At 39.6% G+C, this 12,378-nt stretch carries 14 protein-coding genes and 4 pseudogenes; 1 reads left to right on the forward strand and 17 read right to left on the reverse strand.

The window, feature by feature from the left end; genetic code table 11:
- The first annotated feature begins 151 nt into the window (after positions 1–151).
- Positions 152–484 (forward strand): transposase, encoded by a 333-nt coding sequence (locus HPY74_16645; GenBank protein NSW92273.1) that lies wholly within the window; start codon positions 152–154, stop codon positions 482–484.
- A 206-nt stretch (positions 485–690) separates the two neighbouring features.
- On the opposite strand, the gene HPY74_16650 is transcribed toward HPY74_16645, so the two are convergent.
- From HPY74_16650 to HPY74_16730, 17 genes and pseudogenes are all read right to left on the reverse strand, one after another.
- The gene (locus HPY74_16650) at positions 691–804 is read right to left on the reverse strand and encodes a hypothetical protein (protein NSW92274.1); all 114 of its coding nucleotides are present in this window, start codon (positions 802–804) and stop codon (positions 691–693) included.
- Positions 805–824: 20 nt separating this feature from the next.
- Positions 825–1,241, reverse strand: a complete 417-nt coding sequence (locus HPY74_16655; GenBank protein NSW92275.1) for an acyl-CoA thioesterase — start codon at positions 1,239–1,241, stop codon at positions 825–827.
- On the reverse strand, positions 1,242–2,081 hold the full coding sequence (locus HPY74_16660; GenBank protein NSW92276.1) for an Mrp/NBP35 family ATP-binding protein: 840 nt from the start codon (positions 2,079–2,081) through the stop codon (positions 1,242–1,244).
- Positions 2,082–2,126: 45 nt separating this feature from the next.
- Positions 2,127–2,519, reverse strand: coding sequence for an iron-sulfur cluster assembly scaffold protein (locus HPY74_16665; GenBank protein ID NSW92277.1), 393 nt, complete (start codon positions 2,517–2,519; stop codon positions 2,127–2,129).
- Between the two features lie 162 nt (positions 2,520–2,681).
- On the reverse strand, positions 2,682–4,058 hold the full coding sequence (scfB, locus tag HPY74_16670) for a thioether cross-link-forming SCIFF peptide maturase (GenBank protein ID NSW92278.1): 1,377 nt from the start codon (positions 4,056–4,058) through the stop codon (positions 2,682–2,684).
- A gap of 26 nt (positions 4,059–4,084) precedes the next feature.
- A complete protein-coding gene (locus HPY74_16675) occupies positions 4,085–4,915 on the reverse strand; it encodes an MBL fold metallo-hydrolase (GenBank protein ID NSW92279.1) in 831 nt (276 codons plus the stop codon).
- A gap of 16 nt (positions 4,916–4,931) precedes the next feature.
- Positions 4,932–5,239, reverse strand: a pseudogene (locus HPY74_16680) (MerR family transcriptional regulator).
- A gap of 34 nt (positions 5,240–5,273) precedes the next feature.
- Positions 5,274–7,016: an iron hydrogenase small subunit gene (locus tag HPY74_16685; GenBank protein ID NSW92280.1), complete on the reverse strand. Its 1,743-nt coding sequence runs from the start codon at positions 7,014–7,016 to the stop codon at positions 5,274–5,276.
- A 19-nt stretch (positions 7,017–7,035) separates the two neighbouring features.
- Positions 7,036–7,497: pseudogene (locus tag HPY74_16690) on the reverse strand (anti-sigma regulatory factor).
- Positions 7,498–7,505: 8 nt separating this feature from the next.
- Positions 7,506–7,862, reverse strand: a pseudogene (locus tag HPY74_16695) (hypothetical protein).
- 93 nt (positions 7,863–7,955) lie between these two features.
- Positions 7,956–8,399, reverse strand: a complete 444-nt coding sequence (locus HPY74_16700) for a transcriptional repressor (protein NSW92281.1) — start codon at positions 8,397–8,399, stop codon at positions 7,956–7,958.
- A gap of 129 nt (positions 8,400–8,528) precedes the next feature.
- Positions 8,529–8,879, reverse strand: coding sequence for a hypothetical protein (locus tag HPY74_16705; GenBank protein NSW92282.1), 351 nt, complete (start codon positions 8,877–8,879; stop codon positions 8,529–8,531).
- A complete protein-coding gene (locus tag HPY74_16710) occupies positions 8,842–9,435 on the reverse strand; it encodes a hypothetical protein (GenBank protein ID NSW92283.1) in 594 nt (197 codons plus the stop codon). Before HPY74_16710 ends, HPY74_16705 begins: the two co-directional genes overlap by 38 nt.
- A 21-nt stretch (positions 9,436–9,456) precedes the next feature.
- Positions 9,457–9,978, reverse strand: coding sequence for a dCTP deaminase (locus HPY74_16715; protein ID NSW92284.1), 522 nt, complete (start codon positions 9,976–9,978; stop codon positions 9,457–9,459).
- Between the two features lie 38 nt (positions 9,979–10,016).
- Positions 10,017–10,999: pseudogene (locus HPY74_16720) on the reverse strand (methionine adenosyltransferase).
- Positions 11,000–11,209: 210 nt separating this feature from the next.
- Positions 11,210–11,683: a DUF134 domain-containing protein gene (locus HPY74_16725; protein NSW92285.1), complete on the reverse strand. Its 474-nt coding sequence runs from the start codon at positions 11,681–11,683 to the stop codon at positions 11,210–11,212.
- Between the two features lie 298 nt (positions 11,684–11,981).
- Complete coding sequence (locus HPY74_16730; GenBank protein ID NSW92286.1) at positions 11,982–12,212, reverse strand: DUF5320 domain-containing protein; 231 nt, start codon at positions 12,210–12,212, stop codon at positions 11,982–11,984.
- Between the last annotated feature and the right edge of the window lie 166 nt (positions 12,213–12,378).

Raw genomic sequence — 12,378 nt, forward strand, 5'->3', positions numbered from 1 at the left:
ACTCCTCGTTGCCACCTGAAATCAGGAAAATTATGTACGGCGAAAGTAAATCTAATGAAGCTGGCAATCCAATGGGTACATCTGATGAGTCCGATAGCCTAGAGGGAAATACGGAAGCAAAAAAAAACTGATTATGGAAAAGGTGTATATCATGTTCCCAGTGCTGCAAGTGCTGGTGCAATTCTTGAAAGACTTATACAATGTGTTTGATACCCGCAGTATTGAAGCATTGGATGCATTCATTTCAAAGTATATTAATTCCGAAATATATTCTTTGGCACAATATGCAAGTGGCCTTCAAGACGACTATAATGCCGTGAAAAACAGTTTGCTTTACCTGGATATCAGTAATGGTCCTGTCGAAGGCATTAACAGCAGAATCAAAATGAAACATAGACGTAGCGTAGGTAGAGAAGGCTTGGAATTGCTCAATGCATATATGGTGATCCCTATAAAGCTGATCAATCCATATATTCGTATTTGAGTAAGAGCCTGATGTTAGCAGAATTATGCCTATAAGGAGGTTTTGATAACATGAAAAGAGACGAAAAACAGAGTGTAGACAATATTTTGCGAGAGTATAGCATAGGATAGTATAAAACTTTTCTACATACAACTGAGGAATACGGATATTTGCGTATGAACCCTCTTTTTTACCAGTATCCATCAATCACTTTTTAAATATTCATATCATTTTACTGTTCCAATAACCGATTCACCCGCTTTGACCATATCTCTGGGTTTTACATTTATTTCTGCACTATCAGGCATAATGATCTCTGTTCCTGAACCAAATTTAATCATACCGAAGCATTGACCTTTGTTCAGGCTACTGCCCTCTTTAATCCCTCATATAATTCCGGTAGTCTTTTCTCAAGATTAAGAGGCTTCAAGTTTTTGTCCGTCCATGCATGAGCTGTTTCCCCGGTGGCTACCAGACTTTTGTTAAGACTGTTGTAAACCTCATAAGAAAATATAATCCTTACACACGTCAGCTTTATCATCTTGACCCTGACTTCAATTTCATCCTCATACCTGGCAGGGTTTTTAAAGCAGCACTTTATTTCTGTTAAAGGGAGTAAAATACCTTCGCCTTCTATTTTTGAATATGGGAAGCCGAGTTTCTTGAAAAAACCGGTTCTTGCAGCTTCAAACCAAACGGGATAATTAGAGTGGTGCACAATTCCCATTTGGTCTGTTTCAGCATATCTTACACTAAACTTTGTCTCTGAAATAAACAATCAATCACCGCCCAGCCTTTTTTCAAGCATTTCTATGCAGCCATCCACATAGTTCTTATCGAATTTTTCAATTTCACCGTTGTCACAAAGAGCTGCCAGATCGGGGTCAACAGGCAGTCTGCCCAGAAACGGAATCCCCATGTCCCGAGCAACCTTTTCCGCCTTGCTTTCTCCAAAAATGTTTATTCTCTTTCCACATTCAGGACAAACTGCATAGCTCATGTTTTCAATGATTCCGAGAATAGGAACATTCATGGTCTTTGCCATATTGTAAGCCTTCTTGACTATAAGAAAAACTAAATCCTGCGGCGAAGTCACAATGATAATCCCATCCAGAGGTATGAATTGGAATACCGTCAACGGAACATCTCCTGTCCCCGGAGGCATATCAAAAAACAAATAATCGAGCTTGCCCCAAATCACATCGGCCCAGAACTGTTTTACCGCTCCTGCGATCAGCGGTCCCCTCCATATTACCGGTGCATCGTTTTTATCCAGCAGCAGGTTGATAGACATGATTTTAATATCATTATGTGTTCTGGCAGGATATATGCCGAATTCACTGGTATCAGCCCTGTAATCATCAGCGCCGAATACCTTGGGGATAGAGGGGCCGGTAATATCTGCATCCAGTATGCCAATGTTATAGCCTTTTCTCCTCATCACAACGCCCAGCAGGGATGTTACAAGGGATTTACCTACTCCACCCTTGCCGCTTAAAACAGCCACTGTCCTCTTAATATCATTGAGTTCGTGTGTTTCGCACCTGAAATCCTCAGGATTACATTTCTCTTCTCCCGGACACCCGTTGCTTCTGTTTTTTTCTGAAGCTTGCTGCATTTTCTCCACTCCTCCATTTAATAATTGATAAATTATTTGTTGATCTTATTTGTTGATTTCAACTTTTCTATTATAGTAATTTTCAATAGCGCTTCTTAAAGCTTTCACGCCAAGGTTTGAACAGTGCCTCTTGTTATCAGGCAGACCGCCTAACGCCACTACAATATCATCTTCAGTTATTTTCATTGCTTCCTCTATTGTCTTGCCTTTGGCCAGTTCGGTTGTCATGCTGCTTGTCGCTATTGCAGCGGCGCATCCCAAAACAAGGAAACTGATATCTTCAATAATTCCATTCCTTACTTTAATATAAATAGTCAGTGAATCTCCACAACCGGGATCACCGATGGTCCCTTCTCCGTCCGCATCATTCATGCTTCCTACATTTCTGGGACACATGAAATGCTCAATCACCGTATCGGTATACATCTCATCATACATACAACCCACTTCCTTTTCAAAAGGGGACATTACGAAACTGCAGAGAACAGATAACAGACTCCGGAGAACAGAACTAAGAACTGCTTCAAAGCCTTTCATAAATATGATTTCTGAGTTCTGATTTCTGTTCTCTAGAACGTGTGTCCCCTTACCTTAATAATATTAATTCAATTGAATACCACTTTCAGCATGCCGCAAAGCCTGTATCATGATGGCACACTCAATTCTTTTCTTTTGAAGCGTACATGCAATTTCATTTGGCTTAAGTATACTTCCGTTTGAATACCATGCGTTTGCATGGCAACCCCCGGAGCAAAACAGCTTTGCCCAACAATCCCTGCATTTTTCTTTTGTAAGGATATTATTATTTTTAAAACTTTGTTTAAGCTTTTCATTACCGATACCTTCAAATACATCCCCCATGATAAATTCTTTTTGGCCTACAAACTGATGGCAGGGATACAAATACCCCTCCGGTGATACTGCCAGGTACTCAAAGCCTGCTCCACAAGCAGTTATTCTTTTATATATACAGGGTCCTTCATACAAGTTCAGGTTGAAGTGATAAAATCGGCAGCTGCTGCCTTCTTGCAGGCATTTTAAATATTCTGCCGCAAACTTTTCATATTCATTGAGAATATCCGGAATATCCTGTTCTTTAATAAATAATTCGTCTCCCGACCCAACAACCGGTTCAACCGAGATTTCCCTGAAGCCAAGGTCTTCTGCCAAATGCATTACATCTTTGGAAAAGTCCTTGTTCCTGGAAGTGAATGTACCTCGAACAAAATAGCTCTTTCCATTTCTTCCACCGACAAGCTTTTGTGCAAGAGGTACAATTCTGTCATATGTACCTCTTCCCGCCCTGTCATACCGGATAGAGTCATGGACTTCTTTCCTTCCGTCAATACTGATGACTACGTTATCAATGTATTTATTGATAAAGTTAATTTTTTCTTCGTCAAGCAGAATTCCGTTTGTGGTAATAGTAAAATAGAACTTCTTTCCGGTTTTGTTTTCAAGCTCTCTTCCGTAGGCAACAACCTCTTTGACCGTATCAAAGTTCATTAGAGGTTCTCCGCCAAAAAAGTCAATTTCAATGTTATGCCTGTAGCCGGAATTCGATACAAGATAATCCACAGCCTTCAAGGCAATATCCTTTGTCATTAACCTGCGACCGCTTTTATAGTCTCCTTTGGAAGCAAAGCAATATTCACAACTTAAGTTACAGTCGTGAGATACATGCAAACATAAGGCTTTTATACTATCAGCATCTTTTTTGGCTAAGACCATTTCGTCAATATTTTGTGGAGTAGAAAAAAGAAGGCCCTGCTCTTTCAAGGATTTTATTTCGTCATAAGCTTCCTTTATTTCTTTATAAGAATATCCTGTATTGAAATGCTTAATTACATCGTTTAGTGGAGCCAGTTCCTGCATTCCTGAAAGTAACCGGTAGCTTAAATCATCAAGCACATGAATGCTTCCACTGTCCCCATCAACTGCAAAATTATAGCCATTCATTGTAAATGTATGAACCATTCATCCCAATTCCTTCCTTGTAAAAATCAGAATTCTATTGTATCTCCCGCATACAGGATAAGACAGCGGTCACCCAGGAAGCGTTTCATCTCATACATTGCTCCAAATCCAGTACAATGCAAAGGAACAACCTTTTGGATATTCATATCCAGTATGTGCTGGATGGTCATCTGCAAGCGTATAGGACTTACATTTTCCAGATGCATCCCGGCCACCAGAAGTTTTATGCTTTTATCAGGAAAAAGCTTCTGCGCGTACTTGAGGCTATTGATAATTCCCGGGTGGCTGCATCCAAGGAAAATTGCTATTTCAGCATCATCCTCAATAATAAGCATCTGTTCATCCAGCATCATATCATGCATCATCCTGCCGTCCTTCTCAACGTAAAAGTCTTTCGGCACTTCTTCAAAAGTGCTGGAACAAGGAATTTCTCCGGATACCATGATGCCTTTATCAATCTTCAAAGGCTTTCTGGTATAAACAATCCGGTCTTTCATCCAATCCTGCCCGGATATTTCAAACGGTATTCCTACTTCCATGGACAGTTCATCCATATCAGTGGAAGCAAACTTTTTTAAAAAAGCATCGGGATGAGAATAAATTGCCGGAGCTTTATCCTTATAGGGAAAATACTGCAATCCACCACAATGGTCATAGTGGCCGTGACTTATCACAATATAGTCGGCCGCTTCGAGAGCGATGCCCATGGCTTTTGCATTATGGCAGAAAACCGAGGATTGGCCTGTATCAAACAATATTGCTTTGCCGTCTTTTTCTATCCATAGAGACAACCCGTGTTCTGCAAGCAGCCCACGCATTCTGACTCTATCATCAGTGAGTATATGTACTTTCAACATTTTTGTATCACTCCAATCATGGCTTTGTACGATTTATCGGTATCCCTCTGTTTTCTGGCGCTCCCCCTTTGCAGTCATCCTTAAACCAGCAAGGATACATATCTATTATTGCCTTTACCCCAGCTATATTAAGCCCTTTTGCATCAACTAAATATTTAATGAACTTAAGCCTCAACAAATCATTATTCGAATAATATCTTCTTCCGTTAATTCTATAGGGTCTAATAAGATTATTTCGTCCCCTACCCTTAGATTTTCAGGATGTTCCGCAATAAAAGAAGCAACTGTACCTATTGTATAAACGCCCTTATCTTCATCTATCATTCCAGACCTAACCTACTCCATATAAAATAAAGAATCAGCAGTACTTTTCTCTCGGAATATAATGCGTGTGCAGCAGTTGGTGTGCTTTATGGCTGTTTGGTTCACCAAGATACTCGTCATAAAGTTTTTTAATTGATGGATTCTCATGTGATTTCCTAATAGGAAGATTTCTGTCTTCTTCATAAATTGCCTGGGCTCTCAATTTAATATAGTTTTTTTGTAAACGTACATTTGCTTTTACAATAGGCTGTCCTCCTCCATTGATACATCCACCCGGGCAGGCCATGATTTCAATAAAATGGTATTGTCTTTCTCCTGCTTTGACCATATCCAGCAGTTTTCTCGCATTACAAAGCCCATGAGCCACAGCTGCTTTAATTTCCATGCTTCCTGCACTAATAACAGCCTCTCTTACACCTTCAAGGCCTCTTACATCTGTTATATCTACACTATCTAAAGGCTTGCCGCTTAATATTTCCGATACAGTTCTGAGTGCAGCTTCCATAACTCCACCTGTTGCACCAAATATTACGGCTGCGCCTGTAGAATCGCCAAACACAGGATCAAACTGCTCATCGGGGAGGGCTTTGAAATCAATGCCGGATTCCCTGATCATCCTGGCAAGCTCCCTTGTTGTTATAACTGCATCCACATCCGGATACCCCACTGCACTTAATTCAGGCCGCACCGCTTCAAACTTTTTGGCTGTACAGGGCATAACAGATACAACAAAAATCTTTGATGGATCAATATCATTCTTCTCAGCATAATAGGATTTCAATACAGCCCCCATCATTTCATGGGGTGACTTGCACGAAGAAAGATTATCCAAAAATTCAGGATAAAAATATTCACAGTACTTAACCCACCCTGGACTACAGGAAGTTATCAAAGGCAATTTCCCATCATTTTTAATGCGGTTTATCAGTTCATTTCCTTCCTCCATTATAGTTAAATCTGCTGCAAAGTTAGTATCATATACCTTATCAAACCCCATACGTTTCAAGGCTGCGACCATCTTTCCTTTTACATTTGTTCCAATATCCATATCAAATTCTTCACCCAGAGCGACACGAACAGCCGGTGCTGTTTGTGCTATCACATGCATTTTGGAATTATTCAGAGCATTCCACACTTTTTCAGTATCACTTTTTTCATATATCGCTCCTACAGGACAGTTAACTATACACTGCCCGCAGTTTACACAAGAAACATTATCCAGTCCTTTATTAAATGCCGGCTCAACAATTGATTTGAAACCTCTTTCAGTTACTCCTATAGCACCGACCCCCTGAACATTCATACAGGTTGCAACGCACCTGCGGCAAAGTATACATTTGTTTGGGTCTCTAACAATAGAAACCGTTGACTCATCAAGAGGTCTTTTAATGTTTTCGCCTTCAAAACGTATTTTATCTACTCCGAAGCTTTCAGCCAATTCCTGCAGTTCGCATTTTCCGTTCCTTATACATGTAAGGCAGTTTGTTTCATGGTTTGAAAGAATCAGTTCCAGATTTATCTTTCTGGCTTGCCTTATTTTAGGTGTATTTGTCCATACCTCAAGGCCTTCACTGACAGGATATACACAAGCAGCTTGAAGCGTTCTTGCGCCCTTGACCTCTACAAGACACATCCTGCAGGCACCAATCTGATTAATCCCTTTCAGATAGCACAGTGTAGGTATTTCAATATTAACCTTTCTGGCAGCTTCAAGAATTGTACTACCTTCAGGAACTTCCACTTCCCGGTCATTGATTTTGAGCTTTACTGTCTTCATTACAATCTCACTGCTCCTTTTACTGTGAAAATGTTTGTTTATTTACATCAATATTTGATGTATCTGGCATTTTGAAATGCAACTCCAATTTTGTACCTTTTCCAACTATTGAATTTATATTAAACTTATCCGAGTATCGTTTTATGTTTGACAATCCTCTTCCCGCTCTAAAGCCCTGACTTAAAACATGTTCCGGAGCTGTTGAATAGCCATCCTTCAGAGCCAGTTCGACATCCGGTATGCCTGGACCACAATCCTGTGCAATCACAATAACCTCGTCAGGATATACCTTCAGCCTGATGCTGCCACCTTGGGAGTATATAACCATGTTCATTTCAACCCCATAACAGGCAACGCATACCCTTTTTATAAACTCTTCTGCCATACCCATTTATTTGAGAACTCTTTTAATACTGCTTGATGCATCTCCTGCAAGTTCAAAATTTCCAGGTATAATTGTAAAGGCGTGTTCTGCCATCAATTTATCTTTCATGGGTGTAACCTTATGTACGGTGGAAGGCCTGCCTTGTACAGTTTCCCGCATGCTTCGTACATTATGTATTCCGTTCCCAACAAACAAATGCTTCTCTCGACAGCCATATGAATAATATTCTACAAAGGGGTTCTGCCTCTGACAAATATAATCACCGGAATATCGCTCATTTCTGCTGTATGAATAACCTGAGGACTATTCAAACCGGTTAACAGGGCCATCCTGCCATGAGCGAATGTAAGTACGTCGCTCATTAAATCCGAACCAAATGCAAAATCGATCTTGTTATCTAGCATATCTTCTCTTGCAAGCATCTGAGCATTCAACAGGTTGCATATCTCTCTAATTTTCAAGTTGCTCCCCTCCATTAAAGGTGTGTCTAAAATAAATAAAAACCTCACCTTTCATAGTTACAACCTCATTTCTAATCAACAATCATCAAATTACTACCAAGCATCCGGTAGCGATGAATTATTCGATAATCCTCTGCACTTTTCACAATAGCCATATATTTTTATAGGTTTCTCTAACATGTAAAATTTTGCAGATAACTCTATGTCTTTCTTAAGCTTTTTCAATACATCTCCACCAACCTCTTTAACTCTTCCGCACCTCAAACAAACCAATTTATGATTGCAGTAACCTGTTGGCAGTTTAATCTCATATTCGCTAATTCCTAAAACATCCGTAGTTTTTTCAACCAATCCTATTTTTACAAGCAATTCAAGTACTTCTTTTACTCGCTGAGAATTAAGTCTGTGTTCCTTATTCCTTTTATATTTTAAAATTTCATGTATTTTTTCATCATTAACCTGATGCCCTCTGCATCGGTTTAACACTTCGAGTACAAGCCTTATTTCTGAAGTAACAGCTATATTTTTTTCAGTCAAAAACCGCTATATATCATTCATAACATTTCTTCTCCTTCAGTAATATTGGGTGTAATTATGCTGGCCATGCCGATGAATTTCTTCATTTTATCAACCATACCCATGTCAACTGATTTATAAAGCACTCCATTATCCCCAAGTACCGGGATCAATAACTATTAATTGATCTTCTTTCTTATAATTGCTAATAAACCGTGATATTATATCAATTTGTCTCGGTGAACCCAAAAATCCTGTATAGATGCAGTCAAACTCAATACCTAAAGTGGACCAATGCTTTATATACTCATCCATATGTTCTGTAAGATCAATAAATTTGTAGTCTTCAAATCCGCCTGTATGTGTGGACAGCACAGCAGTAAGAAGAGGACAAACCTGCACTCCCATAGTAGATAGTATAGGTATTACAATCGTTAACGAAACCCTTCCGAAACCTGAAAGGTCATGTACTGCTGCTACTCTTGGCAATATTGGTCTCACTTCCGGTGCTCCTTTCCCCTGATTTCCTGATAAAAAATTTTTTATTCTCATACATAAATTCTTCAATTATACCCTGCTGTATAAGGTTGTTAATAATAGTCCTATCAAGATTTCTGTCTTTTAGCAGTTTATCAATAACATCCTCTCTTACCGGATGTACGGATATAATACTAAGCAGATCATTTATTATGTCATCCGTAAAGAAAAAACTTTCTCCTTCATCTCCTGTGATACACTCAACTTCAACATGAGCCAAATTACGTATGGCATTAAAAGCTTCCTTCAATTCTTGTGTAGAAGGTCTCTGCACACAGCTTTCTGCCGGGGGACGTGTAGGCACCAACAAATACACTTTGGATGGCTTTAACTTCCCCAAGTACTTTCCAATCCCATCAATACACTCTTTTTTGTCATTATACCCGCTTACCAGCATTGTCTCTGTTACTAATGTACCTTTAAAGCTCTTGGCAAAATCTATTGTGCCTGTCATTATCTTATCAATATTCAGATAGCCATGGGGTCTGTCTACCCTGCGCCAGGTGTCTTTATCTAACATATAATTTCAAGTATTCATTTTCTAATCCAATGCAAAATCTTTAAATATCATACTTGCCTGAATATCCCTGTTATTCTGGTATTTACCGTTATACTCCTCAAAATCACCTGCAATCTCGTGATAAAATATCTGACAGATTTCAATGCCTGCATATATGCGTACAGGCTGAATACAGCTTATCTCAAGTGTCCAGTAGCCGCTAAAACCAACATCACCAAACCCTGCTGTTACGTGTACAAATAACCCAAGCCTTCCAATAGAGGACCTTCCTTCTATCATGGGAACATAACCTTTTGTTTCTGTATACTCTACAGTCCTGCCAAGGTATAATCTGCCAGGATTCAGAATAATGCCTCCTTCCGGAATTATTATTTTTGAAATTCTGTTATCTTTCTTCGCATCCAGGATGCAACTCTCATAAATAGCCAGTTCATTATGTAACTTTAAGTTATAACTATTGGAGTTCAACTGCCGCTCACTGAAGGGCTCAATAATAATTTCCTTGCCCAGCTTATTCTTGATTTCCTTTCCAGATAAAATCATGTTGATCATCCCATCTAATTTCTTCATGTTAAAGGCAATTAACTGAGTCTTTTTAAGGCCTCTCTCATATCAAGCTTTTCCCATGGAAGATCAAGGTCATTTCTGCCAAAGTGTCCGTAGGAAGCAACTTGTTTATATAAAGGCCTTCTTAGACCAAATCTCCTTATTATTGAAGCAGGCCTGAAATCAAACACATCCATAACAATGCTGCGAATTTTTTCATCAGGAACTATTCCTGTACCAAAAGTATCTATTGAAACGGAAACCGGCCTGGATACACCTATTGCATAAGCAAGCTGAACTTCACATTGTTCTGCAAGCCCTGCTGCAACAATGTTTTTCGCCGCATGTCTTGCAGCATATGCAGCAGAACGGTCTACTTTGGTAGGGTCTTTCCCAGAAAACGCACCACCCCCGTGCCTTGCATAACCACCATATGTATCAACGATAATTTTTCTACCTGTAAGCTCTGAGTCTCCCTGAGGACCTCCTATAACAAAACGCCTGGACGTAAGTAATTCAAGATGCCCGATTTTCTCACTTCCGTCAGTTTCCTGGTAATACGGTGAGCGAGGACAATGGGCATGGGCATATATTCAGGTGTTTGAATACATGCATATCCGAACATCATTCCCTGGTCACCTGCACCTACTGCTTCTTCATCTCGCATAACTTCATTTTCTGCATCAACAGCCCTGTTTACACCAAGTGCAATATCCGGTGACTGTTTGTCAATTGATGTTATAACAGCACATGTTTTATAATCAAAGCCATAGCTTGCATCAGTGTATCCAATATCTTTTACTGTCTGTCTTATAACAGATGGTATGTCTACGTTGCATTTGCATGAAATTTCTCCTGTAATCAGAACTAACCCTCTGGTTACTACAGTTTCACATGCTACTCTTGCTTTAGGGTCATTTTCAAGAATTTTATCCAGGACTGCATCTGAGATTTGATCACAAATCTTGTCCGGGTGACCCTCGGTAACTGATTGTGATGTAAAAAATCTTCTGTACATATTTTATTCCTCTCACAACGTATATTTAGGGCTTATGCCCATTAGTATTATAATTAAATAATATTATATTTTTGAGCATATGTCAATAATTATTGCTTTTTTTAATACATTCCCTATAAATGACAAACGGAAAATATACGTACAACAAAAAAGAGCCCTTGCGAGACTCTTTTATCATATGTTTACAGCTAACTAAATTGTAACCCGATATTATTCCATCCTTCCTCTTCTCCAGCAATTGCGCCTGCAAAACTTCTGGCCATTAGTACTTAGACATACTACCCTCTTAGATTGGCAGTTCGGGCAGGTATATTGGCCATTAATAATTTTTTCAAAGTTTTCATAGCTTTCTTTCCACTCTTTCCCACAATCAAGGCACCGTACCGGACAGATGTTGCGGGTAAAATTGCCACCTTCTATTCGAATTGCTTTTCCGTTTATGATGCTGTCTGCGATTTTTTCCCTTGCATTGTTAAGAACCCGCTGGAAGGTTTGTCTTGAAACTTCCATCCTTTCGGAACATTCTTCCTGCTCCAGCTTCTCCACATCCTTAAGACGTATTGCCTCGACTTCCTCGATTTTTAAAATGTTTTCTTCCATGTTATTTGTTTGTATGTCTATAGGCACAAAGTGCTGTATAACCGGAATAAATTCAACTTTTCTCCATTTAGGCGGCCTGGCCAAACCGGTATTCCCCTTTCCATATTTTTATTTATGCTACTATTCTATCATTTTCATCCATAATAAAAAAGAGTATATGCATATTTGGAAGATTCCAGTTGCCTGAATAATAAACCTTTACAATTAATATTAATATTTATTTAACAAATAGAAAGCAGGTCCTCATTTTTGGGAACCTGCCCCCGGGAATAATATGCACGTCGTTATATCAAATATCATAAGTGGACATTCTCTCCTGTATAGGAATGCCTTTAACTTAGCGAGTGTATCCCTTTACCTTGTTAAATCTCAATATTAGTTTCTATTCCCGTATCATTTGAGCGCCACACTTCGAGCATTTGATTGAATAGCAGGGGTTGCCCTGCTGATGGGGCATTCTGATTTTACAATTCGGGCATATACAGTAGCCGCCCGGACCTGCTCCTGCACTGCTTCCTCCCATCCTTCCTCTGCCTCTGCCCCTGTCGATCCCAGCTCCTCTTCCGGTACCCGGACCCTTCCCCATGGGGCCTGTTCCATCTCCAAACGGCATAGAATAAACCTCCTTCATCCTGATTACTCATGAGCATGATCACACTCAGTTTTTTCAACGCCATATCCTCTTCCTGCACCGGGTGTACACAAACTTTCTCCACCTTCAAGCATACCTTTCTCAAGTTTTTCTATTACTTCATCAATGCTTCCATCCACACCCATAA

Source organism: Bacillota bacterium (assembly GCA_013314855.1).
GTDB lineage: Bacteria > Bacillota > Clostridia > Acetivibrionales > DUMC01 > Ch48.